Source organism: Brevibacterium sp. CS2, from assembly GCF_005280295.1.
GTDB classification, from domain to species: domain Bacteria; phylum Actinomycetota; class Actinomycetes; order Actinomycetales; family Brevibacteriaceae; genus Brevibacterium; species Brevibacterium pityocampae.
In genome coordinates this window covers 2,612,839-2,636,481 of sequence record NZ_CP040020.1, presented here as the reverse complement: position 1 = coordinate 2,636,481, position 23,643 = coordinate 2,612,839, and the positions used below count along the sequence as shown (strand labels likewise).

Below are 23,643 nucleotides of genomic sequence, written 5' to 3'. Positions count from 1 at the left end.
ATGAGCCCGCCGCGCGGGACGAAAGGTCAGGAATGAAGACGGCAGAGATCAGACGACGCTGGCTGGCATACTTCGAGGCCCAGGACCACGCCGTGGTGCCCTCGGCCTCCGTCATCAGCTCGGACCCGTCGATCCTGTTCAACATCGCCGGGATGGTGCAGTTCATCCCGTACCTGTCCGGTCGCGAACCCGCTCCCTTCGCGCGCGCCACGAGCGTGCAGAAGTGCGTGCGCACCCAGGACATCGAGGAGGTCGGCCAGACCACCCGGCACGGCACCTTCTTCCAGATGAACGGCAACTTCTCCTTCGGCGACTACTTCAAGGAGGGCGCCATCCGGTTCGCGTGGGAGCTCCTCACCAGGCCGGAGGCCGACGGCGGGCTCGGCTTCGACCCGGACCGCCTGTGGGCGACCGTCCACCGCGACGACACGGAGACCATCGACCTGTGGCTGGCGAACACCTCGATCCCGGCCGAGCGGATCCAGACCCGCGGCAACGAGGACAACTTCTGGCACACCGGACAGCCCGGCCCCGGCGGGTACTGCTCCGAGATCTACTACGACCGCGGGCCCGACTACGGCGTCGAGGGCGGGCCGGTCGCCGACGAGGACCGCTACATCGAGATCTGGAACCTCGTGTTCATGGAGTTCGCGCTGTCCGCGGTGCGCTCGAAGGTCGACTTCGACATCGCCGGCGAGCTGCCGGCGAAGAACATCGACACCGGCATGGGGCTCGAGCGCGTCGCGTTCCTCAAGCAGGGCGTGGAGAACATGTACGAGATCGACGAGGTGTTCCCCGTGATCGCCGCCGCGAGCGCCCTGTCGAACCGGGAGTACGGGGCCGACCACGCCGACGACGTGCGGATGCGCGTCGTCGCCGACCACGTGCGCTCCGCCCTCATCATCATCGGCGACGGCGTGCGCCCGGGCAACGAGGGGCGCGGCTACATCCTGCGCCGCCTGCTGCGCCGCGCCGTGCGCGCCATGCACCTGCTCGGCGTGAGCGAACCCGTGCTCCCGCACCTGCTGCCGGTGTCCAAGGACGCGATGGCGGAGTCGTACCCGGAGCTCGCCACCGACTTCGACCGGATCTCACGCATCGCCTACGCGGAGGAGACCGCGTTCCGCCGCACGCTCGACTCCGGCACCCAGCTGCTCACCACGGCGGTGGAGAAGGTCGGCTCCGGCGGCACGATCGGCGGCGACGTCGCCTTCGCGCTCCACGACACCCACGGCTTCCCCATCGACATGACGCTCGAGATGGCCGCCGAGCAGGGCGTGACCGTCGACGAGGAGGGCTTCACCGCCCTCATGGCCGAGCAGCGCCGCCGCGCCAAGGAGGACGCCAAGGCGAAGAAGGGCGGACTGCAGGCCGATCTCTCCGCCTACTCCGCGCTCCTCGAGTCCGGCCCCACCGAGTTCGTCGGCTACGACACGCTCACCACCGACTCCCGGATCCGCGGCCTCGTGGCCGATGGTGAGGCCGTCGACGTCGTGACTGCGGGGCAGACCGTCGACCTCGTCCTCGATGTCAGCCCGTTCTACGCCGAGTCCGGCGGGCAGAAGGCCGACACCGGGATCATCCGCGGCGACGGCTTCACCGCCCGCGTCCTCGACGTGCAGAACACGCTCAAGGGTCTGCCCGCGCACCGGATCGAGGTGCTCGACGGGGAGATCGCAGTGGGGCGCGACGTCCATGCCGAAGTCGACGGCGGCCACCGCTTCGCCGCCGCCCAGGCGCATTCGGCCACGCACCTCGTGCACGCAGCGCTGCGCGAGATCCTCGGCTCCAACGCCGTGCAGGCCGGATCCCTCAACCAGCCCGGCTACATGCGCTTCGACTACTCGTTCCCCGAGGCGCCGAGCACGGCTGCCCGCGCGGAGATCGAGGACGCGGCGAACATCGCGGTCCGCGACAACCTCGAGGTGAGCTACGAGCACCTGCCCTTCGAGGACGCGAAGGCCTCCGGAGCGCTCGCGCTGTTCGGCGAGAAGTACCCCTCCGTGGTCCGCGTCGTCGACATCGGCGGCCCGTTCTCGCGCGAGCTGTGCGGCGGCACCCACGTGGCCCGGACCACGGAGATCGGCCCGATCTCCGTGATCTCGGAGGCCTCGGTGGGCTCCGGCACCCGCCGGATCGAAGCCTCGGTGGGGCTCTCGGCGTTCCGGGAGCTCGCCAAGGAGCGCACGATCCTCCAGTCGCTGTCCGACCTCCTCAAGGTCCCCGGCGCGGACGTCCCCGAGCGCGTCGCGAACCTGCTCGCGCGGATCAAGGACGCCGAGCGCACGATCGCCGCCCTCAACCAGGAGAAGGTGCTCGGCGCGGCACAGGCCGCGCTCGACTCCGCCCGTCGGGTGGGAGCGGTGACCTTCTCCGGGACCGTGCTCGGCGACGTGTCCGGCGCCGGCGACGTCCGCTCCTTCGTCCTCGACGTCCGCAATCGGATGGGCTCGGAGGCCGGGGTCGTCGCGGCGATCGGCGTGGCGGGCGGGAAGCCCGCCGTCGTCGTCGCCGTCAACGACGCCGCCCAGGCCACCGGGCTGCGGGCCGGCGACCTCGTCAAGGCGGCCTGTGCCGAGCTCGGCGGGGGAGGCGGCGGCAAGCCCGACCTCGCGCAGGGCGGCGGCAGCGACGCGAGCCGCGCCGAGGCGGCGATGAGCGCGGTGGCGCGCGCCCTGGAGACGAGCTGATGGCATTCCGCCGCGGCCGCCGGCTCGGGATCGACGTCGGCAGCGTGCGCGTCGGAATCGCCCAGTGCGACCCCGACGGCATCCTCGCGACCCCGCTCGACACCGTGTACCGGCGCGACGGAGACGCCGCCGCGCTGCGGCGGATCGCCGCGCTCGTCGCCGAGGTCGAGCCGATCGAGCTCGTCGCCGGGCAGCCGCGCTCCCTCGACGGCACCGCACGCGCCTCGGCGGACACCGCCCTGGCCTTCACCGAGCAGATCGCCGGTGTGACCGGACTGCCGGTGCGGCTCGTCGACGAGCGCTTCAGCACCACCGAGGCCCACACCGTGCTGCAGGCGGTGGGGCGGAGCGCCCGGAAGCGGCGCGAGATCGTCGACGCCGTCGCAGCGGTGGTCATCCTGCAGAGCGCAGTGGACCAGGAGAAGAGCACGGGCATGCCGGCCGGCACGCTCCTGCACCCGGCACCGGAGGCCCCCGCATGACCGAGATGGATGAGATCACCAGCGACGACGGCCTGAGCCGGACCGAGCGCCGGGAGAAGGCCAGGCGGCGCATGCTGCGCCGTCGACGGACCACGATCTTCGCGCTCGTCGCCGTCCTCGTCATCGGCATCGGCGGATTCGCGGCCTTCACCACCGCCGGCTCGGTCGTGAGCGAGATCTTCGGAGACTCCGGCGACTACGAGGGCGAGGGCGGCGAGGCCGTCGTCGTCACCGTGCTGCCCGGCTCCTCGGCCACGCAGGTCGCCAACCAACTCGTGCAGGAGGACGTCATCAAGTCCGCCCGCCCCTTCCTCGATGAGATCGAGCGCCGCGAGGTCACGATCCAGGCCGGCGACCTCAGCCTCCGCAAGCAGATGAGCGCCGCCGCCGCCGTCGAGGCGATCGTCAACCCGGAGGCGCTGCAGACGATCGCGGTCCCCGAGGGCTTCCGGCTCAGCCAGATCGAGGCACGGATGATCGAGTCCGGGATGAGCGAGGACGAGGTCGTCAAGGCGCTGAAGGACAAGACCCCCGGAGACTACGGGCTCGACGTCGACACCCCGAGCCTCGAGGGCTATCTCTATCCCGCCACCTACGACATCCGGCCCGGGATGACCCCGGAGGAGATGGTGCAGGAGATGGTCGATCGCACGAAGACCGAGATCGAGGAGCTCGACATCCCGCTCGAGGACGTCAACGAGGTGTTCACACTCGCCAGCCTCGTCGAGATCGAGGCGCCCGGCGACGAGGAGGTGCGTCGGCAGGTCGCCCGCGTGTTCCTCAACCGGATCAGCGACACCTCGCAGACGAACGGCCTGCTCCAGTCCGACGCCACCGTCCACTACATCTTCGGCACCCGGAACGACGCGAGCACCACCGCCGAGGAGCGGGAGAGCGACGACCCGTACAACACGTACAAGCACCCCGGCCTGCCCCCGGGCCCCATCAACTCGCCCAGCCGCAGTGCCGTCGGCGCCGCCCAGAACCCCGCCGACGGCGACTGGCAGTACTTCGTCGCGACGAACCCCGACACCGGGGAGACGGAGTTCGCCGAGACCTACTCCGAGCACCAGCGCAACGTCGAGAAGTACCGCGAATGGCTGCGCAATCGCGATGACGGCTGACGCGGCGGTCGCGCCGGGCTCGCGGCCGCGGATGCGGGCGGCCGTGCTCGGCTCGCCGATCGACCATTCGCTCTCCCCGGTGCTCCACCGGGCGGGCTACGCCGCGCTCGGCCTCAGCGGCTGCGTCTACGACCGCTGCGAGGTGGACGAGGCCGGCCTCGCCGACTTCCTCGACACCCACCCCGAGCACCGCGGGTTCTCCCTCACCATGCCGCTCAAGCACGCGCTGCTCGAGCTCGCGGCCGCACGCGGCTGGGAGATCGACTCCGTCGCCGCGCGCACCGGGGCCGGCAACACGCTCACCCGGCTCCCCGACGGCTCCGTGCGCGTGACGAACACCGACGTGGCCGGCATCGTGCGCGCACTCCGCGCGGCCGGCGTCGGCACTGCCGGCCCGCGCCCGCTGCGCGCCGCGGTGCTCGGCGGCGGGGCGACCGCCGCCTCGGCGACCGCCGCGCTGGCCGAGCTCGGCGCGGAGTCCATCGAGTTCTCCGTCCGCACCCCGGCCCGTGCCGCCGCCGTGCACGCCCTCGCCGAGGAGCTCGGCATCGAGGCATCCGTGGGCCTGCTCGCCGACTGGCGGCCCGGGGAGGCCGACATCACCGTGTCGACCCTGCCCGCCGGGGCGCTGGCCGGTGTCCGCCTCGCCTGGCCCGAGCGGTTCGCACAGCCCGCGGCGCTCCTCGACGTCGCCTATGCGCGCGCGGAACCCGACCTCCTGGCGGAGTTCACCGCACGCGGCGGGACCGCGGTGCCCGGCACCCGCATGCTCGTCCACCAGGCCGTCGAGCAGTTCCTCGGCTTCACCGCCGCCGCGGGCTGCGACCTCGACACGCCGGAGCACCGGGCACGGCTCGTCGCCGCCATGCTCGACACCCTGCCCCGTGCCGTCGGTGCCTGAGCGCCCGCCCGCCCGACCGCCCCGAACCGGAATGGAGGAAGCGTGCCCGAGCCGCTCTCACTCGTCGCCAGCCTGAGCCTCACCGTCCTCACCGCGCTCGCGGTGAGCACCTGGATCCGACTGCGCTTCGCTCGCCTCATCGACGACGAGGCCGGCCTGCGGCTGCTCCGCGGGGTGGATCGGGACTCCACGCCGAGCGGACTCGTCACCGCCGTCCTCACCTCGAGCGGCGCCGTCATCGCCTGGCTCGCGGCCTTCATCGCACCGGCCTACCTGTCCCGCACCGTCGCCGACGCCCCGATCCTGCTCGCCCTCGGCCTGTTCGCGGGCGCGACCGGCTGGCTGTTCTGGATCGACTCCTCGATCCGTCGCCTGCCCAACCGGATCGTCCTGCCGATCACCTTCGCTTCCCTCCTCCTCTACCTCGTCTCCATCGTCATCGGCGTCACCCGCGAGCCGACCGGGCTGCCGGGCACCTGGGCCGGCGCGGCGACCCCCGCGGTCGAGGGCCTCATCAGCGGGCTCGTCGTCCTCCTCTTCTTCCTCCTCCTGGCCGTGCTGGCCCTGCGGATGCGGCGGACGGGGATGGGCGGCGGCGACGTCAAGCTCGCCGTCGTCGTCGGCATGCTGCCCGGGGCGCTGAGCCCGGTCGGCCCGCTCGTCGCGCTCGTCGTGATGAACCTCTCCGCACTCGTCCACGTGCTGTGGCTCACCGGCACCCGCCGGAAGCGGTGGGGCGACGCGATCGCCTTCGGGCCGCACATGCTGATCGGCACGTGGACGGCCGTGATCCTCGGCCCGCTGCTTTTGTAGACTCGGGAGAATGTTGAGATGGCTTACAGCAGGCGAGTCCCACGGCGAGGCCCTCGTCGGCATCCTCGAGGGACTGCCCTCCCACGTCCCCGTCACCCGTGACGACATCGCCGCCGCTCTCGCGCGCCGCCGGCTCGGCTACGGCCGCGGTGCCCGGATGAAGTTCGAGGCCGACGAGGTGCGGCTGCTCGGCGGCGTGCGCCACGGTCAGTCGCTCGGCTCGCCCATCGCGATCGAGGTCGGCAACACCGAATGGCCCAAGTGGGAGACGGTGATGAGCGCGGACCCGGTGCCGCCGGAGGTGCTCGCCGAGCAGGCGCGCAACGCCCCGCTCACCCGCCCCCGGCCCGGCCACGCCGACCTCGTCGGGATGCAGAAGTACGACTGGGACGAGGCGCGGCCGATCCTCGAGCGCGCCTCCGCCCGGGAGACCGCGATGCGGGTCGCGCTCGGCGCCGTCGCCGCGAACTTCCTCCGCGAGCTCGGCATCGGGCTCGTGTCCCACACCGTCGCGATCGGCCCGGTCACCGGCACCGGCGAGGAGCCGCTGCCCACGGCCGCCGACGTCTCCGCGCTCGACGCCGACCCGCTGCGCTGCTTCGACCCGGAGCTGTCGGCCCGGATGGTCGCCGAGGTCGACGACGCGAAGAAGTCCGGGGACACCCTCGGCGGCGTCGTCGAGGTCCTCGTCGAGAACGTGCCGCCGGGCCTCGGATCCCACGTCCACTGGGACCGTCGGCTCGACGGCCGCCTCGCCGCCGCGCTCATGGGCATCCAGGCGATCAAGGGCGTCGAGGTCGGCGACGGCTTCCGGACCGCGGCCCGCCGGGGCTCCGCGGCCCACGACGAGATCGTCCGCACCGACGCCGCAGTGACCCGGGCGACGAACCGGGCCGGCGGCATCGAGGGCGGGATGTCCACCGGTGAGCCGCTGCGCGTGCGCGCGGCGATGAAGCCCATCGCCACCGTCCCGCGCGCGCTCGCGACGATCGACGTGAGCACCGGGGAGCCCGCCAAGGCCCACCACCAGCGCTCCGACGTGTGCGCGGTCCCGGCCGCCGGGGTCGTCGCCGAGGCGATGGTCGCGCTCGTCGTCGCCGAGGCCGCGATCGAGAAGTTCGGCGGCGACTCCGTGGCGGAGACGCGGCGCAATCTCCAGTCCTACCTCGAGGCGATCCCGGCGGCGCTGCGCTCCGGCCGATGACCGCCTCCGAGCAGCCGCTGCCGCGACCGGTCCCGCCCCTGCGCCCGGTCCCGGCCGCGGAGTCCCGGATCGCGCTCGTCGGACCCCCGGCGGCGGGGAAGTCGACGATCGGGCGGCTGCTCGGCGACCGCCTCGGGCTGCCGATGACGGACACCGACGCGGAGATCACCTCCCGCCACGGGCCGATCCCGGAGATCTTCGCCGAACGCGGCGAGGCGCGCTTCCGGGAGATCGAGCGCGAAGTCGTCCGCCGCTGCCTGCGCCGCCTCCTCGACCGCCCCGGGGTGGTGTCGCTCGGCGGCGGGGCGATCCTCAACCCCGGCACCCGTGCCCAGCTCCTCCACCCGGCCATCCGGGTGGTGAGCATCGAGATCGACACCGCGACCGCCGCCGCCCGCCTCCACGGCTCCCAGCGTCCGCTGCTCGCCGGCGACGAGGATCCCGTGCGACGCTGGGAGGCCCTGCTCGCCGAGCGCGCCCCGCTCTACCGCGGCGTCGCGACGCTCACCGTGTCGGCGACGAGCGGCCCCCCGTCGACCGTCGTCAACCGGATCGTCGACCTCCTCACCGGGCTCGAGCGCGCCGAGGAGTACGCCCGGTTCGCCGCCGCCCACCCCGAAGCCGACCCCCGCCCTGTGCCGGGGACGGGCCCGCGCCCCCACCGAACGAAAGCAGGAGACCATGACCCCCACCACCCGCATCGACGTGAGCGCCGGAGGGGACTACCCGGTGCTCGTGGGCTCCGGCCTGCTCGGGCACCTCCCCGAGCTCATCGGCCCGCGCGCCGCGAAAGTGCTCGTCGTCCACCCGCGCGCGCTGCGCACCACCGGTGAGGCCGTGCGCGAGGACCTCGCCGCCGCCGGCTACGAGGCGGTGTCCGCGGAGATCCCCGACGCCGAGGAGGCCAAGCACGTCCAGGTCGCCGCATTCTGCTGGCAGATCCTCGGGCGCAGCGACTTCACCCGCTCCGATGCGATCGTCGGCGTGGGCGGGGGAGCGGTCACCGATCTCGCCGGCTTCGTCGCCGCGACCTGGCTGCGCGGCATCCGCTTCGTCACCATCCCCACCACGGTGCTCGGCATGGTCGATGCCGCGATCGGCGGCAAGACCGGGATCAACACCGCCGAGGGCAAGAACCTCGTCGGCGCCTTCCACGCCCCGGCCGGCGTCCTCGTCGACACCGACACGCTCGCCACGCTGCCGGACAACGAGCTGTTCACCGGCCTCGCGGAAGCCGTCAAATGCGGATTCATCGCCGACGAGCGGATCCTCGAGCTCATCGAGGGCACCGCGCGGGAGGCGCTGGCCGACCACTCCTCCCCGGTGCTGCGGGAGATCGTCGAGCGCTCGATCCGCGTCAAGGCCGAGGTGGTGAGCGAGGATTTCGGCGAGTCCGGGCGCCGCGAGATCCTCAACTACGGGCACACCCTCGGCCACGCGATCGAGCTCACCGAGCGCTACCAGTGGCGTCACGGCGCGGCCGTCGCCGCGGGCATGATGTTCGCCGCCGAACTCTCCGCGCTGACGAAGAACCTCCCGGAGGTCGTCGTCGACCGGCACCGCTCCGTGCTCGAGCACCTCGGGCTGCCGGTGGGCTACCGCGGCGACAAGTGGCCGCAGCTGCTCGACGCGATGCGGCGGGACAAGAAGGCGCGCGGCTCGCTCATGCGGTTCATCGTGCTCGAGGCGATCGGCCGCCCCACGGTCCTCGAAGGACCCGACACGAGTCTCCTCCACACCGCCTACCAGGAGATCGGTGTCGAGGCCCCGACCCGCACCCTGCTGTGAGGCACGGGCGCGGGCGCGCGGCCGGGATCCGGCGCACGCCGGCGGCCCGGCTTGCTAGAATCTGTCCCCGGTGCGTCGGACCGGCGCTCGCACACTCCCAACGGTGAAGGAAACCACGTGGCAACGACCAACGACCTCAAGAACGGCATGGTGCTGTCCATCGACAGCCAGCTGTGGCAGGTGCTCGAGTTCCAGCACGTCAAGCCGGGCAAGGGCCCCGCGTTCGTGCGGACGAAGATGAAGAACGTGCTCAGCGGCAAGATCATCGACAAGACCTTCAACGCCGGCACCAAGGTGGAGACCGCGACCGTCGACCGCCGCGACATGGAGTACCTCTACCACGACGGCACGGACTACGTGTTCATGGACGCCAAGGACTACGACCAGGTGTCGATCGGTCCCGAGCTCGTCGGCGACGCCGCGAACTTCATGCTCGAGAACCAGAAGCTGCAGATCGCCTTCCACGAGGGCACCCCGCTCTACGTCGAGCTGCCCGCGAGCGTCGAGCTCACCATCACCCACACCGAGCCCGGACTCCAGGGCGACCGCTCGACCGGCGGCTCGAAGCCCGCGACGCTCGAGACCGGCTACGAGATCCAGGTGCCGCTGTTCCTCGAGGAGGGCGTCAAGGTCAAGGTCGACACCCGGTCCGGCGACTACCTCGGTCGCGTCAAGGAGTGAGCGCCCGCACGCGCGCCCGGCGGCGTGCCCTCGAGCTGCTCTTCGAGGCCGAGCAGCGTGCGCTGCCCGAGGCCGAGGTGGTGCGCCTGCGCTCCGGCGACCCCGAGTACCCGATGAAGCCCTACGCCGTCGAGATCGTCGACGGCGTGGTGGCGCACCGGGAGCAGATCGACGAGCTCGTGCAGACCTATGCGCGCGGCTGGTCGCTCGAGCGGATGCCTGCCGTCGACCGGGCGCTGCTGCGGATCGCGGTGTGGGAGATGCTGTTCAACGACGAGGTCGACGACCCCGTGGCGATCTCCGAGGTCGTCGACCTCGCCCGGAAGTTCTCCACCGACGAGTCGCCGAAGTTCATCAACGGCGTGCTCGACCGGATCCGCTCGGTCAAGCCGACCCTCGACTGAGCCAGCCGCGCAGCGCGGCGACGAGCGCCTCCGGCTGCTCCTGCGCCACCCAGTGCCCGGCGTCGACGATCTCCTCGGTGAGGTCGTCGCACGCCGCGCGCATGGGATCGGCCGCCGTCGTCGTGAGCGTGGCGCACACCGCGTCCCAGCGCGCGTGGACGAAGAGCGCCGGCACGGCGATCCGCCCGCCGGTCACCGCGCGGGCAGCATAGGCGTCGTTCTCCCGGTTGTTGCGGTACCAGGAGTTCGCCGCGGCGAAGCCCGTGCGCTCGAGATCGGCGACGAGGGCCGCGAAGGCCGCGTCGTCGAGCACCCGCGGGTCCGGGTCGTGGCGCGGCGGTCCGTCGGGGAACCAGCCGCCGCGGGCGCGCACGCTCGCATTCGGCGCCGGCCGCTCGAGTGCCCGCGGGCTGCCGGCGCGCATGATCGAGGCGAGCAGCCCGGGGACGTCCGCGTCGAACTCCGCAGCGAGCCGCTCGGGCATCCGGGCGTGGGCCACGAGGTAGTCCCACTGGCCCAGCGGGTAGTCCTCGACCGGGTAGAGGCGGCGGTCGACGTGATCGGCGAGCGAGGTGCCCGGCGGCGTGTGCGGCACGCACACCCCGACCACACCGGCGAGCCGGTCCGGATGGTGGGTGGCGAGGTTCCACGCCACCGGTGCCCCGTAGTCGTGGCCGACGACGGTGGCCGCCCCCGGTGCCGCGCCCAGGTGATCGAGGAGCTCGATCATGTCCGCGACCCCCTCCTCGATCGAGTAGTCGCTCGGATCCGGGTGCACCGTCGAGGCCCCGTAGCCGCGCATGTCCGGGGCGATCACCCGGTAGCCGGCCGCGGCGAGCGGCTCCATCACGCCGGCCCAGCTGCGGGCGTGCTCGGGCCAGCCGTGGACGAGCAGGAGCACCGGGTCGTCCGGGTCGCCGGCGGCGAGGTACGCGCTCGAGTGCCGCTGCGTCGTGTGCCTGCCGGTGCTGATCCCGGGTGCGTCCATCGTGAGCTCCTTCGCCGTCGGATCCGCCCAGCCTACGTCACGTGACCTGCGTCGCACCGGGTCCGCGCGCAGTCGGCGGGGGCGAGCGAGTATGCTGGTGCGAGGACCGTACCGCTCCTTTAACCACCGTCCCGTGAGGCGGAGAAGGGGAACCTGTGAAGAACCGCACCGTCCTCGACGCAGCGGAGATCTCGCGGGCGATATCGCGCATCGCCCACGAGGTCCTCGAGAGCAACAAGGGTGCTGACGACCTCGTCGTCCTCGGCATCCCGTCCCGCGGCGTCCCGCTCGCCGTCCGGCTGGCGGAGAAGATCGCCGCGATCGAACCCGGCACCGATGCCGCCGCGATCACCGGCAGCCTCGACATCACGATGTACCGCGACGATCTGCGCACGCGCCGTCTCCGCTCGCCCGCCCCCACCCGCATCCCGGCCGCCGGGGTCGACGGCCGCACCGTCGTCCTCGTCGACGACGTGCTGTTCTCCGGGCGCACCATCCGGGCGGCGCTCGACGCGCTCGCCGACCTCGGTCGTCCGTCCGCGGTGCGGCTCGCGGTCCTCGTCGATCGCGGCCACCGGAGCCTCCCGATCCGTGCCGACCACGTCGGCAAGAACCTCCCGACCGCCGTCGACGAGCGCGTGTCGGTGAGCGTGGCGGAGATCGACGGCGAGGACGCGGTCACCATCTCCTCGGCAGAGGAGGAGTGATGCGCCACCTGCTGTCCACCGCCGACCTCGCCCACGACGACGCCGTCGACCTCCTCGACGTCGCCGAGGAGATGACGCAGGTCGCCGAGCGCGAGGTCAAGAAGATCCCCGTGCTGCGCGGCCGCACCGTCGTCAACCTCTTCTTCGAGGACTCGACCCGCACCCGGCTGTCCTTCGAGGCCGCCGCCAAGCGCCTGTCCGCCGACGTCATCAACTTCTCCGCCAAGGGTTCGAGCGTGTCGAAGGGCGAGAGCCTGCAGGACACCATCCAGACGCTGTCGGCGATGGGCGCCGATGCCGTCGTCGTGCGCCACAGCGGCTCCGGCACCCCGCAGCGGATGGCGACCTCCGGCTGGATCGACGTGCCGATCCTCAACGCGGGCGACGGCACCCACGAGCACCCCACCCAGGCGCTCCTCGACGCCTTCACCCTGCGCCGCGTACTCGCCGGGGCCCCGGCCTCCGGGCCCGCCGAGGGCGCCCGCGGACGCGACCTGTCCGGGGCCACCGTCGCGATCGTCGGCGACGTCCTCCACTCCCGCGTCGCCCGCTCAAACGTCCACCTGCTCACCGCGCTCGGCGCCCGCGTCGTGCTCGTCGGCCCGCCCACCCTCATGCCGTGGGGCGTCGACGCGTGGCCGGCCGAGGTGTTCTACGACCTCGACGAGGCGCTCGCCGCCCACAGCTTCGACGCGGTGATGATGCTCCGTGTCCAGCTCGAGCGGATGCACCAGTCCTTCTTCCCCAACCCGCGGGAGTACACGCGCCTGTGGGGGCTCACCGAGCAGCGCTGGCGCGCCCTGCCCGAGCACACCGCGATCATGCACCCGGGACCGATGAACCGGGGGTTCGAGATCAGCGCCGCCGCCGCGGACTCCCCGCGCGCCGTCATCCTCGACCAGGTCGAGAACGGCGTCGCCGTGCGCATGGCGGCCCTCTACAGACTCCTCATCGGCACCGATTCGGAAGGACGACCGTGACCTCGTATCTCATCCAGGGGGCGTCGGTGCTCGGCGCCGGCCCGCGCGACCTCGCGATCTCCGGCGGCCGCTTCGTCGACGCGCTCAGCGACCCCGACGTCGTCATCGACGCCCGCGGCCTCGTCGCGCTGCCCGGCCTCGTCGACCTCCACACCCATCTGCGCGAGCCCGGCCGGGAGGACGCCGAGACCGTGCTCACCGGCTCGCAGTCCGCGGCCCGCGGCGGCTACACCGCCGTCCACGCGATGGCGAACACCGCTCCGGTCGCCGACACCGCCGGCGTCGTCGAACAGGTGTGGAACCTCGGCCGCGAGGCCGGCTGGACGGAGGTCGTGCCGATCGGCGCCGTCACCACCGGCCAGCAGGGCACCCAGCTCGCCGAGCTCGGAGCGATGGCCCGCAGCGCGGCCGGGGTGCGGATCTTCTCCGACGACGGCCTGTGCGTCGCCGACCCGCTGCTCATGCGCCGGGCGCTCGAGTACGTCAAGACCTTCGACGGGATCATCGCCCAGCACTCGCAGGAGCCCCGGCTCACCGAGGGCGCGCAGATGAATGAGGGCACGGTGTCCGCCGAGCTCGGGCTGCCCGGCTGGCCGGCCGTCGCCGAGGAGGCGATCATCGCCCGCGACATCCTGCTGGCCGAGCACGTCGGCTCCCGCCTCCACGTGTGCCACCTGTCGACCGCCGGCAGCGTCGAGCTCGTGCGCTGGGCCAAGTCCCGCGGCGTGCGCGTCACCGCCGAGGTCACCCCGCACCACCTCATGCTCACCGACGAGCTCGTGCGCACCTATGACCCGCTCTACAAGGTCAACCCGCCGCTGCGCACGCAGGCCGACGTCGACGCCGTGCGGGCCGGGCTCGCCGACGGCACCATCGACGTCGTCGGCACCGACCACGCCCCCCATACCTCCGAGCACAAGTGCTGCGAGTGGACGGCGGCCGCGATGGGCATGGTGGGGATGGAGACCGCGCTCGCGATCGTCGTCGAGGCGATGCGCGACTTCGACTTCGACTTCGCCGACGTGGCCCGCGTGATGAGCACCCGCCCGGCGGAGATCTCCGGACTGCCCGAACAGGGCCGGATCGAGACCGGGCGCGGGGCGAACCTCGTGCTCGTCGACCCGGAGGCGGAGGTCCGCATCGACCCCGCCGAGCACGCCACGATGGGCCGCAACAACCCGTTCACCGGCTTCACCGTCTCGACCCGGATCGTCGACACCTTCCTCTACGGGCACCGAGTCGTGGCCGGCTCCGCGCTCGCCGACCCGCACCCGATCGCACGAGGTGGAACATGGATCGCCTGATCCCCGCGCTCATCGTCGTCGCCGTCGTCATCGTCCTGTTCGCCCTCGTGTGGTGGGGCTGGCGCTCCCGGCAGCGCTCCCAGTCGGCACAGTTCCCCGCCCCGTCGCGGCCGGTCGAGGGGATGCCGGTGCGCACCGAACCGGTCGCCGGGATGTACGTCGCGACCACCCTGTCCGAGCAGCCGCTCGAGCGGGTCGCCGCCCACGGCCTCGGCCTGCGCACCTCGGCGTTCCTGTCCGTCGCCGACGACGGGGTCATCATCGACCGCGACGGCGTGGACGACCTCCTCATCCCCGCCGCCGCGATCACCGGCATCACCACCGCGAGCGGGATGATCGGGAAGTTCGTCGAGAAGGACGGGCTCATCGTCATCACCTGGCGCCTCGGCGACACACCGGTGGACACCGGGTTCCGCACCCGCACCGCCGCCGACCGCACCCCCACCATCGACCACATCCGCCAGCTCATCGGGGAGAATTCGTGAACCTGCTGTCCACCACACCCGCCGTCCTCGTGCTCGAGGACGGCCGCACCCTGACCGGCCGGGCCTACGGCGCGGAGGGTGAGACGATCGGCGAGGCGGTGTTCGTCACCGGCATGACCGGGTACCAGGAGACGCTCACGGACCCGTCCTACCACCGGCAGATCGTCGTGCAGACGGCACCGCACATCGGCAACACCGGCGTCAACGATGCCGACGACGAGTCGCTGCGCTGCTGGGTCGCCGGGTACGTCGTGCGCGATGCCTCGCGGATCTCCTCGAACTGGCGTGCCACCGAGGACCTCGAGGCGCGGCTGGCCCGGCTCGGGATCGTCGGCATCTCCGGCGTCGACACCCGTGCGCTCACTCTCCACCTGCGCGAGCGCGGCGCGATGCGGATGGGCATCTTCTCCGGGGAGGCCGCCTCCCGCCCGGTGTCCGAGCTGCTCGCCGCCGTGACCGACGCCCCTCGCATGAGCGGCTCCGAGCTCGCCTCCGAGGTGTCCCGGGACGACGAGCTCGTCGTCCCGGCGGAGGGGGAGAAGCGGTTCACCGTCGTCGCCTACGACCTCGGCATCAAGTCCGAGACCCCTGCGCAGCTCGCCGCCCGCGGCATCGAGGTGCACGTCGTGCCCGCGACCACCCCGTACGAGCGGATCGCGGAGCTCGGCGCCGACGGCGTGTTCTTCTCCAACGGGCCCGGGGACCCGGCGACCGCCGACCACCAGGTCGCGGTGCTGCGCCGGCTGCTCGCCGAGCGCGTCCCGGTGTTCGGGATCTGCTTCGGCAACCAGCTGCTCGGCCGCGCGCTCGGCTTCGACACCTACAAGCTCAAGTTCGGCCACCGCGGCATGAACCAGCCGGTCCTCGACCGCGCCTCCGGCCGGGTGGAGATCACCGCCCAGAACCACGGCTTCGCCGTCGACGCCCCGCTCGACGGCCCCGTCGACGCCCCGGCGGACGCCGCCTTCGGCCGGGTCGAGGTCAGCCACGTGTGCCTCAACGACGACGTCGTCGAGGGCCTGCGCTGCCTCGACGCCCCGGCGTTCTCGGTGCAGTTCCACCCGGAGTCCGCCGCCGGCCCCCACGACTCCCGCGGCCTGTTCGACCGCTTCGTCGACCTCATGACCGAGTCCCGCGCAGCCGCGCTCTAAGGAGAACCCGAAGTGCCCATCAGAGAAGACCTGTCGTCCGTTCTCGTCATCGGCTCCGGCCCCATCGTCATCGGCCAGGCCTGCGAGTTCGACTACTCCGGCACCCAGGCCTGCCGTGTGCTCAAGCAGGAGGGCCTGCGAGTCATCCTCGTCAACTCCAACCCGGCGACGATCATGACCGACCCGGAGATCGCGGACGCCACCTACGTCGAGCCGATCGATCCCGGCGTCATCGAGACGATCATCGCCAAGGAGAAGCCGGACGCGATCCTCCCCACCCTCGGCGGGCAGACCGCGCTCAACGCCGCGATCAATCTCCACGAGGCCGGGATCCTCGAGAAGTACGACGTCGAGCTCATCGGCGCCGACGTCGCCGCGATCCAGCGCGGCGAGGACCGGCAGCAGTTCAAGGAGGTCGTCGAGCGCTGCGGCGCGGAGGTCGCGCGCTCGATCATCGCCCACTCGATGGACGACTGCCTCGCCGCCGCCGAGCAGCTCGGCTACCCGATGGTCGTGCGCCCGTCCTTCACCATGGGCGGGCTCGGCTCCGGCATGGCCTACGACGAGACCGACCTGCGCCGCATCGCCGGCGACGGGCTGAGCGACTCGCTCACCCACGAAGTGCTCCTCGAGGAGAGCATCCTCGGCTGGAAGGAGTACGAGCTCGAGCTCATGCGCGACCGCAACGACAACGTCGTGGTCATCTGCTCGATCGAGAACGTCGACCCCGTCGGCGTGCACACCGGCGACTCGATCACCGTGGCGCCGGCGATGACGCTCACCGACGTCGAGTACCAGAAGATGCGCGACATCGGCATCGACGTCATCCGCGAGGTCGGAGTCGACACCGGCGGCTGCAATATCCAGTACGCCGTCGACCCCGACACCGGACGCATCGTCGTCATCGAGATGAACCCGCGCGTGTCGCGCTCCTCCGCGCTCGCCTCGAAGGCCACCGGCTTCCCGATCGCCAAGATCGCCGCGAAGCTCGCGGTGGGCTACACGCTCGACGAGATCCCCAACGACATCACCGAGGTCACCCCGGCGTCCTTCGAGCCGGCCCTCGACTACGTCGTCGTCAAGATCCCGCGCTTCGCGTTCGAGAAGTTCCCCGCCGCGGACCCCACGCTCACCACGACGATGAAGTCCGTCGGGGAGGCGATGGCACTCGGCCGGAACTTCACCACCGCGCTGCAGAAGGCGATGCGCTCCCTCGAGCAGAAGGGCTCCGCCTTCGAGTTCGCGGAGCGGTTCGACCTCGCGGATCCGGACGTCCGCACCGAGGTCCGCGCCGCGCTCGGCCACCCCACCGCGGATCGCCTCGCGACGGTGCAGCGGGCGCTCAACTCCGGGATGAGCGTCGCCGAGGTGCACGAGGCGTGCGACATCGACCCGTGGTTCCTCGACCAGATCGCCCTCATCAACGAGGTCGCGGCCGCCGTCGCCGGTGCCCCCGAGCTCACCGCGGAGGTGCTCCGGCTCGCCAAGGACCACGGCTTCTCCGACGTGCAGATCGGCCTCCTGCGCCACCTCGACGAGCAGGTCGTCACCGGGCTGCGGCACGCGCTCGGCCTGCGCCCGGTGTTCAAGACCGTCGACACCTGCGCCGGCGAGTTCGCCGCCCGCACCCCGTACCACTACTCGAGCTACGACCGCGAGACCGAGGTGTCCTCCCGCGAGCGCGAGGCCGTGATCATCCTCGGCTCCGGGCCGAACCGGATCGGGCAGGGCATCGAGTTCGACTACTCGTGCGTCCACGCCACGATGGCGCTGTCCGAGGCCGGCTACGAGACGATCATGGTCAACTGCAACCCGGAGACCGTGTCGACCGACTACGACACCGCCGACCGCCTCTACTTCGAGCCGCTGACCTTCGAGGACGTCATGGAGGTCTACCACGCCGAGCTCGCCGCCGGGCCCGTCGCCGGCGTCGTGTGCACGCTCGGCGGGCAGACCCCGCTCGGCCTCGCCGACCGCCTCAAGGAGGCCGGGGTGCCGGTGCTCGGCACCCAGCCCGAGGCGATCGACCTCGCCGAGGACCGCGGCGAGTTCGGCCGGGTGCTCGCCGCCGCCGGGCTCACCGCGCCCAAGCACGGGACCGCGACGACGAACGAGGAGGCGCAGCGGATCGCCACGGAGATCGGCTACCCCGTGCTCGTCCGCCCCTCCTACGTGCTCGGCGGGCGCGGCATGCAGATCGTCTACGACACCGACCAGCTGTTCGACTACATGGCCACCGCGACCGAGGTGTCCGCCGACCGCCCGGTGCTCGTCGACCGCTTCCTCGAGGACGCCGTGGAGATCGACGTCGACGCGCTGTTCGACGGCGAGGAGGTCTACGTCGGCGGGATCATGGAGCACATCGAGGAGGCCGGGATCCACTCCGGTGATTCCGCCTGTGTGCTGCCCTCGATCACGCTCGGCGAGAACGTCCTCGAGCGGGTCCGTGAGGCGACCGCCGCGATCGCCCGCGGCACCGGGGTGCGCGGACTGCTCAACATCCAGTTCGCGATCGCCGCCGACGTCCTCCACGTCATCGAGGCCAACCCGCGCGCCTCGCGCACGGTGCCCTTCGTGTCGAAGGCGACGGGCCACCCGCTCGCCAAGGCGGCCGCGCTCATCGCGGTCGGCCGGAGCATCGAGAGCCTGCGCGGCGGGGTGCTCGCCGCTGCCGGCGACGGCTCACGGCTCGACCTCGATCACCCGATCGCGGTCAAGGAGGCGGTGCTCCCGTTCCGCCGCTTCCGTACCGTCGACGGCGCGATCGTCGACTCGATCCTCGGCCCCGAGATGCGCTCGACCGGCGAGGTCATGGGCATCGACCGCACCTTCCCCGTCGCCTTCGCCAAGGCGGAGCTCGCCGCCGACGCCGGCCTGCCCACCTCGGGCACGGTGTTCGTGTCCGTGGCCGACCGGGAGAAGCGCTCGATCGTGCTGCCGGTCAAGCAGTTCGTCGACCTCGGCTTCACCGTCGTGGCGACCGGCGGGACCGCCGCGGTTCTCGCCCGCTACGGCATCACCGCGACCCGGCTGCCGAAGTTCTTCGAGGCCGCAGACGGGGAGCGGACGATCCTCGATGACATCGCCGACCGGCGGATCGACCTCGTCGTCAACGTCCCCTCCGGCCGGCAGGAGCGCGCCGACGGCTACGAGATCCGCGCCGCGGCCGTATCCGCCTCGATCCCGCTCATCACGACGATCGCGGAGTTCACCGCCGCGGTCACCGCGATCGAGTCGGTGCAGCAGCAGAAGTTCGACGTCCGCTCCCTGCAGGACTGGGCATGAACGAGCGGAAGCCGGGGGAGCCGGTCACCGCGGAGCCGGGCACGCGGGACTTCGGGCGCGCGTGGCCTGCGGCCGTGCGCACCTCGGCCCTGTGCGTGGGCATCGACCCGCACGCCGGGCTGCTTGCCGACTGGGGTCTGCCGGACACCGCGGACGGCGCCCGCACCTTCTCGCTCGCCGTCATCGAGGCCGCCGCCGGTCGAGTGGGCCTCGTCAAGCCGCAGTCGGCGTTCTACGAGCGCTTCGGCTCCGCCGGTGTGGCCGTCCTCGAGGAGGTGCTCGCCGCCGCGCGCGCCGCGGACCTCCTCAGCGTGCTCGACATCAAGCGCGGGGACATCGGCTCGACGATGGCCGGCTACGCCCAGGCGTACATGGACCCGGCCTCGCCGCTGTGCGCGGACGCCGTGACGCTCTCGCCCTACCTCGGCTTCGGCTCGCTCGCCCCCGCGCTCGACGCGGCCCGGGAGTGCGGGACCGGGGTGTTCGTCCTCGCGCTCACCTCGAACCCCGACGGGCCGCAGGTCCAGCACGCTCTCACCCCGGCCGGTCGGCCGGTCGCTGCGGAGGTCATCGCCGGCGTGGAGGAGTTCAACGCCGAGGTCGGATCACCGCGGGCCGGCGTGGTCATCGGCGCCACGATCGGGGGCGCGATGCCGGCCCTTGGGATCGACCCCGCACAGCTCACCTGCCCGGTGCTCGCGCCCGGCTTCGGGGCGCAGGGCGGGACACCGGACGATCTTGCGGCGGTGTTCGGCGACTCCTTCACCGCCGGCCGGGTGCTCGTCAGCGCCTCGCGCTCGGTGCTCGCCGCCGGACCGGACCGGGCGGGCCTGTCTGGAGCGATGGACGAGATCACCCATGTGCTCCGGCAGCGGATGCGTCTAGACTGAGGAGACCTTCCCCTGCAAGGAACATTCTCTTGACGAGGAGTAGACGTGGCACTCGAACCATTGACGCCGGAGCAGCGGGCGGCCGCCCTGGACAAGGCGTTCAAGGCGCGGCAGGCGCGCGCGGAGGTCAAGACCGAGCTCAAGGCGGGGCGGACGACGCTGTCCGCCGTGCTCGACCGGGCCGGATCCGATGAGGCGCTGAGCAAGATGAAGGTCCACGACCTGCTCCGCTCGCTGCCCGGCGTCGGCGACCGGCGCGCGAGCGCCCTGATGGAGGAGATCGGCATCGCCGCCTCCCGCCGTCTCAAGGGCCTCGGGGTCCACCAGCGCGCCGCGCTGCTGGCGAAGTTCGGAGCTTCGTGAACACTCTCACCGTTCTCGCCGGGCCGACCGCGGTCGGCAAGGGCACCGTCAGCGCGTACATCCGCGAGCACTTCCCACAGGTGTGGTTCTCCGTCTCGGCGACCACCCGGCCCGCCCGTCCGGGCGAGGTCGACGGGGTGCACTACCTCTTCCGGACGGAGGAGGAGTTCGACGCGATGATCGCCGCCGGGGAGCTCCTCGAGTACGCGACCGTGCACGGCCGCTACCGCTACGGCACACCGGCCGGGCCCGTCCGGGAAGCACTCGAGAGCGGGCACGCCCCGCTGCTCGAGATCGACCTGCAGGGGGCCCGCCAGGTCAAGGAGGCGCTGCCCGAGGCGCGGTTCGTGTTCCTCGCCCCGCCGAGCTGGTCGGAGCTCGTGCGCCGGCTCATCGGCCGCGGCACCGAGACCCCGGAGGAGCAGGCGCGTCGGCTCGAGACCGCGAAGGCCGAGCTCGCCGCCGAATCGGAGTTCGACCACACGGTGGTCAACCACGATGTTCGTGCTGCCGCGCAGGACCTAGTAGGATTGATGGGGCTGTCGGTCGACAGCCCCGCCGACGGTTCCGCCGAACCGGTCGGCAGCCCCGAGTCAAATGGAGTCTGAGTGTCCGGAGAACCCGAAGGTATCACCAACCCGCCGATCGACGATCTGCTGGCGGTGACCGATTCGAAGTACGAACTCGTCATCGAGGCCTCGCGCCGCGCCCGGCAGATCAACGCGTACTACGCGCAGCTCCAGGAGGGCCTGCTCGAGAACGTCGGCCCGCTGGTGACCCCCGAGCCCAACCAGAAGCCCCTGTCGATCGCGCTGCGTGAGATCAACGAGGGCAAGATCCTCATCCGTGAGCCCCGCGAGTCCGACTTCGCCCCGCCGGTCGTCGAGGACTTCAGCATGCCGGTCGAGGAGCTCCCCGAGCAGTGAGGATCGTCCTCGGCGTCGCAGGCGGCATCGCGGCCTACAAGGCCTGCCATGTCGTGCGCGAGCTCAGGGAGCGCGGTCATACGGTGCGGGTCGTCCCCACCCGGGCCGCGCTCGAGTTCGTCGGCGCCGCCACCTGGGAGGCCCTGAGCGGGCAGCCCGTGGCGACAGACGTGTTCACCCGCGTCGACGAGGTCGAGCACGTGCGCATCGGCCAGGACGCCGAGCTCGTCGTCATCGCCCCGGCGACCGCGGACCTGCTCGCCCGGCTGCGGGCCGGGATCGCCGACGACCTCCTCACCGCCACCGTCCTCACCACCACCGCACCCGTCGTCGCGGCCCCGGCGATGCACACCGAGATGTGGCAGAACCCGGCGACCGTCGACAACGTCTCCACCCTGCGTTCCCGCGGGATGCACGTCATCGACCCCGCGAGCGGCCGCCTCACCGGCGCCGACTCCGGCCCCGGGCGCCTGCCCGAGCCCGGCGACATCGTCGCCGCTGCGCTGGCGGCCCATGCTGTGAGCGCCTCGGTCAAGGAGAGCACCGCGGTAGAGGGCGCCTCGGGCGAGGAGTCCGGCACCCCGCTCTCTGGCCGGAACGTGCTCGTCACCGCCGGCGGCACCCGGGAGCCGCTCGACCCCGTCCGCTTCCTCGGCAACCGGTCCTCGGGCAAGCAGGGCGCGGCGCTCGCCGCGGCCGCGGCCCGGTCCGGCGCCCGCGTGCGCCTCGTCGCGGCCAACGTCGCCGCCGAGGTGCTCGCCGAGCTTCCCGGAACCGTGACCGTCGAGCACGTCGAGACCACCGCGGAGCTCCAGGCCGCGGCCGAGGCCGCCCAGCCGGACTCCGACGTCGTCATCATGTGCGCCGCCGTGTCCGACTACCGGCCGGCCGAGGTCGCCGCGCACAAGATGAAGAAGGACGGCGACGCCGGCCTGCGGCTCGAGCTCGTGCAGAATCCCGACATCCTCGCCGGCCTCGTACGGACCCGCGCCCCCGGCCAGCTCATCGTCGGCTTCGCCGCGGAGACCGGGTCCCCGGACGCCGGGATCGAGCAGCTCGCCCGCGCCAAGCTGCTCCGCAAGGGCTGCGACCTGCTCGTCCTCAACGACGTGTCCGCCGGTCAGGCCTTCGGCACCGAGTCGAACTCGGTGATCCTCTACGCCCGCAGCGGCGACGCGGTCACCGAGGTGGCCCGCGCCTCGGGCACCAAGGCCGAGGTGTCGCAGAAGGTCATCTCCGGACTCGTGTCCGTCCTCGATCGCTAGGATGGGGGCGTGACTTCTTCAGCGCTGCGCCAATTCACGTCCGAATCCGTGACCGAGGGCCATCCCGACAAGATCTGCGACCAGATCAGCGATGCCGTCCTCGACTCCCTCCTGTCCCAGGACCCGCACGCCCGGGTGGCCGTCGAGACCCTCGTCACCACGGGGCTCGTCCACGTCGCCGGCGAGGTGACGACGAGCGGCTACGCCGACGTCGCGAACCTCGTGCGCGAGGTCATCACCGGGATCGGCTACGACTCCTCGGACAAGGGCTTCGACGGGCACTCGTGCGGTGTGTCGGTGTCGATCGGCTCGCAGTCGGCCGACATCAGCTCCGGCGTGACGACCTCGCTCGAGCACCGCAGCGGCACCCACGACCTCGAGGACGAGGGCTCGGCGCTCGGCGCGGGCGACCAGGGACTGATGTTCGGCTATGCCGACAACTCCACCGACGTCCTCATGCCGCTGCCCATCCACCTCGCCCACCGGCTCTCGGAGCGCCTCACCACGGTCCGGAAGTCCGGTGAGCTCGACTACCTGCGCCCCGACGGCAAGACGCAGGTGACGATCGGCTACGACGGCGACACGCCGGTGAGCATCGAGGCGATCGTCGTCTCCACCCAGCACGATGCCGCCGTGGGCGCCCACCAGCTCGAAACCGACATCCGCCGCACGGTCGTCGACCCGGTGCTCGCCGAGCGCGGTCTCGACACCTCCGGCACCGAATACTTCATCAACCCCGCCGGACCCTTCGTCGTGGGCGGGCCGATGGGCGACGCCGGTCTCACCGGACGCAAGATCATCGTCGACACCTACGGCGGCTTCTCCCGCCACGGCGGCGGCGCCTTCTCCGGCAAGGACCCCTCGAAGGTCGACCGCTCGGGCGCCTACGCGATGCGCTGGGTGGCGAAGAACGTCGTCGCGGCCGGCCTCGCCGACCGCGCCGAGGTCCAGGTCGCCTACGCGATCGGCTCCTCCCGGCCGGTGGGCCTCTACGTCGAGACCTTCGGCACGGAGACCGTGGACCCGGAGAAGATCGCCGCAGCGATCCGCAGCGTGTTCGACCTCCGTCCCGCGAAGATCATCGAGGCGCTCGACCTGCGGCGCCCGATCTACTCCGCGACCTCGACCTACGGCCACTTCGGCCGGACCGAGGACACCTTCACGTGGGAGAGGACCGACCGCGCCGAGGCGCTGCGCCGCGAGGTGAGCTGA

At 72.0% G+C, this 23,643-nt stretch carries 23 protein-coding genes; 22 read left to right on the top strand and 1 reads right to left on the bottom strand.

The features are described from left to right. Window positions 1-32 precede the first annotated feature (32 nt). From alaS to nusB, 10 genes are all read left to right on the top strand, one after another. Complete coding sequence (gene alaS / locus FDF13_RS11880; protein WP_137319827.1) at window positions 33-2,690, top strand: alanine--tRNA ligase; 2,658 nt, start codon at window positions 33-35, stop codon at window positions 2,688-2,690. Further along, window positions 2,690-3,172, top strand: a complete 483-nt coding sequence (ruvX, locus tag FDF13_RS11875) for a Holliday junction resolvase RuvX (protein ID WP_175406964.1) — start codon at window positions 2,690-2,692, stop codon at window positions 3,170-3,172. Before alaS ends, ruvX begins: the two co-directional genes overlap by 1 nt. Next, window positions 3,169-4,296, top strand: a complete 1,128-nt coding sequence (mltG, locus tag FDF13_RS11870) for an endolytic transglycosylase MltG (protein WP_137319826.1) — start codon at window positions 3,169-3,171, stop codon at window positions 4,294-4,296. Before ruvX ends, mltG begins: the two co-directional genes overlap by 4 nt. Then, window positions 4,286-5,197: a shikimate dehydrogenase gene (locus tag FDF13_RS11865; protein WP_217494858.1), complete on the top strand. Its 912-nt coding sequence runs from the start codon at window positions 4,286-4,288 to the stop codon at window positions 5,195-5,197. The genes mltG and FDF13_RS11865 overlap by 11 nt, the downstream gene beginning before the upstream one ends. Window positions 5,198-5,239: 42 nt before the next feature. Further along, window positions 5,240-6,010, top strand: a complete 771-nt coding sequence (locus FDF13_RS11860; protein ID WP_137319825.1) for a prepilin peptidase — start codon at window positions 5,240-5,242, stop codon at window positions 6,008-6,010. A 10-nt stretch (window positions 6,011-6,020) separates the two neighbouring features. Continuing rightward, window positions 6,021-7,214, top strand: a complete 1,194-nt coding sequence (gene aroC / locus FDF13_RS11855) for a chorismate synthase (RefSeq protein WP_137319824.1) — start codon at window positions 6,021-6,023, stop codon at window positions 7,212-7,214. Then, window positions 7,211-8,047: a shikimate kinase gene (locus tag FDF13_RS15020; RefSeq protein ID WP_254668790.1), complete on the top strand. Its 837-nt coding sequence runs from the start codon at window positions 7,211-7,213 to the stop codon at window positions 8,045-8,047. The genes aroC and FDF13_RS15020 overlap by 4 nt, the downstream gene beginning before the upstream one ends. Continuing rightward, entirely contained in the window at window positions 7,944-9,002 is a 1,059-nt protein-coding gene (gene aroB / locus FDF13_RS11845; protein ID WP_254668978.1) for a 3-dehydroquinate synthase, read from the top strand. Before FDF13_RS15020 ends, aroB begins: the two co-directional genes overlap by 104 nt. Window positions 9,003-9,119: 117 nt before the next feature. Beyond that, a complete protein-coding gene (gene efp / locus FDF13_RS11840; RefSeq protein ID WP_137319822.1) occupies window positions 9,120-9,683 on the top strand; it encodes an elongation factor P in 564 nt (187 codons plus the stop codon). Continuing rightward, window positions 9,680-10,087, top strand: a complete 408-nt coding sequence (gene nusB, locus FDF13_RS11835; RefSeq protein ID WP_137319821.1) for a transcription antitermination factor NusB — start codon at window positions 9,680-9,682, stop codon at window positions 10,085-10,087. The genes efp and nusB overlap by 4 nt, the downstream gene beginning before the upstream one ends. On the opposite strand, the gene FDF13_RS11830 is transcribed toward nusB, so the two are convergent. Next, entirely contained in the window at window positions 10,068-11,075 is a 1,008-nt protein-coding gene (locus FDF13_RS11830; protein WP_137319820.1) for an alpha/beta fold hydrolase, read from the bottom strand. The two genes, nusB and FDF13_RS11830, sit on opposite strands and share 20 nt — an antisense overlap. 155 nt (window positions 11,076-11,230) lie before the next feature. Here FDF13_RS11830 and pyrR point away from each other — a divergent pair, with 155 nt between their 5' ends. From pyrR to metK, 12 genes are read left to right on the top strand one after another with little or no spacing between them, the layout of a single operon-like run. Continuing rightward, entirely contained in the window at window positions 11,231-11,782 is a 552-nt protein-coding gene (gene pyrR / locus FDF13_RS11825) for a bifunctional pyr operon transcriptional regulator/uracil phosphoribosyltransferase PyrR (protein WP_137319819.1), read from the top strand. Further along, entirely contained in the window at window positions 11,782-12,762 is a 981-nt protein-coding gene (locus tag FDF13_RS11820; protein WP_137319818.1) for an aspartate carbamoyltransferase catalytic subunit, read from the top strand. Before pyrR ends, FDF13_RS11820 begins: the two co-directional genes overlap by 1 nt. Further along, complete coding sequence (locus FDF13_RS11815; protein WP_137319817.1) at window positions 12,759-14,066, top strand: dihydroorotase; 1,308 nt, start codon at window positions 12,759-12,761, stop codon at window positions 14,064-14,066. The genes FDF13_RS11820 and FDF13_RS11815 overlap by 4 nt, the downstream gene beginning before the upstream one ends. Continuing rightward, window positions 14,054-14,551: a hypothetical protein gene (locus FDF13_RS11810; RefSeq protein ID WP_137319816.1), complete on the top strand. Its 498-nt coding sequence runs from the start codon at window positions 14,054-14,056 to the stop codon at window positions 14,549-14,551. Before FDF13_RS11815 ends, FDF13_RS11810 begins: the two co-directional genes overlap by 13 nt. Then, entirely contained in the window at window positions 14,548-15,702 is a 1,155-nt protein-coding gene (gene carA, locus FDF13_RS11805; RefSeq protein ID WP_137319815.1) for a glutamine-hydrolyzing carbamoyl-phosphate synthase small subunit, read from the top strand. Before FDF13_RS11810 ends, carA begins: the two co-directional genes overlap by 4 nt. A 12-nt stretch (window positions 15,703-15,714) precedes the next feature. Further along, window positions 15,715-18,987 carry a carbamoyl-phosphate synthase large subunit gene (gene carB / locus FDF13_RS11800; RefSeq protein WP_137319814.1) on the top strand — a complete coding sequence of 1,091 codons (3,273 nt, stop codon included), beginning with the start codon at window positions 15,715-15,717 and terminating at the stop codon, window positions 18,985-18,987. Then, window positions 18,984-19,877: an orotidine-5'-phosphate decarboxylase gene (gene pyrF, locus FDF13_RS11795; RefSeq protein WP_137319813.1), complete on the top strand. Its 894-nt coding sequence runs from the start codon at window positions 18,984-18,986 to the stop codon at window positions 19,875-19,877. Before carB ends, pyrF begins: the two co-directional genes overlap by 4 nt. Window positions 19,878-19,922: 45 nt before the next feature. Continuing rightward, window positions 19,923-20,240, top strand: a complete 318-nt coding sequence (mihF, locus tag FDF13_RS11790; protein ID WP_137319812.1) for an integration host factor, actinobacterial type — start codon at window positions 19,923-19,925, stop codon at window positions 20,238-20,240. Beyond that, a complete protein-coding gene (gene gmk / locus FDF13_RS11785) occupies window positions 20,237-20,848 on the top strand; it encodes a guanylate kinase (RefSeq protein WP_137319811.1) in 612 nt (203 codons plus the stop codon). Before mihF ends, gmk begins: the two co-directional genes overlap by 4 nt. Then, a complete protein-coding gene (gene rpoZ / locus FDF13_RS11780) occupies window positions 20,849-21,166 on the top strand; it encodes a DNA-directed RNA polymerase subunit omega (RefSeq protein WP_137319810.1) in 318 nt (105 codons plus the stop codon). After that, window positions 21,163-22,431, top strand: a complete 1,269-nt coding sequence (coaBC, locus tag FDF13_RS11775) for a bifunctional phosphopantothenoylcysteine decarboxylase/phosphopantothenate--cysteine ligase CoaBC (RefSeq protein WP_137319809.1) — start codon at window positions 21,163-21,165, stop codon at window positions 22,429-22,431. The genes rpoZ and coaBC overlap by 4 nt, the downstream gene beginning before the upstream one ends. Window positions 22,432-22,440: 9 nt before the next feature. Further along, window positions 22,441-23,643, top strand: a complete 1,203-nt coding sequence (metK, locus tag FDF13_RS11770) for a methionine adenosyltransferase (RefSeq protein ID WP_137319808.1) — start codon at window positions 22,441-22,443, stop codon at window positions 23,641-23,643.

Bases quoted from the DNA above. Each gene is read 5' to 3' on its own strand.
- alaS (WP_137319827.1), top strand. From the start codon at position 33: ATGAAGACGGCAGAGATCAGACGACGCTGGCTGGCATACTTCGAGGCC.
- ruvX (WP_175406964.1), top strand. From the start codon at position 2,690: ATGGCATTCCGCCGCGGCCGCCGGCTCGGGATCGACGTCGGCAGCGTG.
- mltG (WP_137319826.1), top strand. From the start codon at position 3,169: ATGACCGAGATGGATGAGATCACCAGCGACGACGGCCTGAGCCGGACC.
- FDF13_RS11865 (WP_217494858.1), top strand. From the start codon at position 4,286: ATGACGGCTGACGCGGCGGTCGCGCCGGGCTCGCGGCCGCGGATGCGG.
- aroC (WP_137319824.1), top strand. From the start codon at position 6,021: ATGTTGAGATGGCTTACAGCAGGCGAGTCCCACGGCGAGGCCCTCGTC.
- FDF13_RS15020 (WP_254668790.1), top strand. From the start codon at position 7,211: ATGACCGCCTCCGAGCAGCCGCTGCCGCGACCGGTCCCGCCCCTGCGC.
- FDF13_RS11830 (WP_137319820.1), bottom strand. From the start codon at position 11,075: ATGGACGCACCCGGGATCAGCACCGGCAGGCACACGACGCAGCGGCAC.
- FDF13_RS11820 (WP_137319818.1), top strand. From the start codon at position 11,782: ATGCGCCACCTGCTGTCCACCGCCGACCTCGCCCACGACGACGCCGTC.
- FDF13_RS11810 (WP_137319816.1), top strand. From the start codon at position 14,054: ATGGATCGCCTGATCCCCGCGCTCATCGTCGTCGCCGTCGTCATCGTC.
- pyrF (WP_137319813.1), top strand. From the start codon at position 18,984: ATGAACGAGCGGAAGCCGGGGGAGCCGGTCACCGCGGAGCCGGGCACG.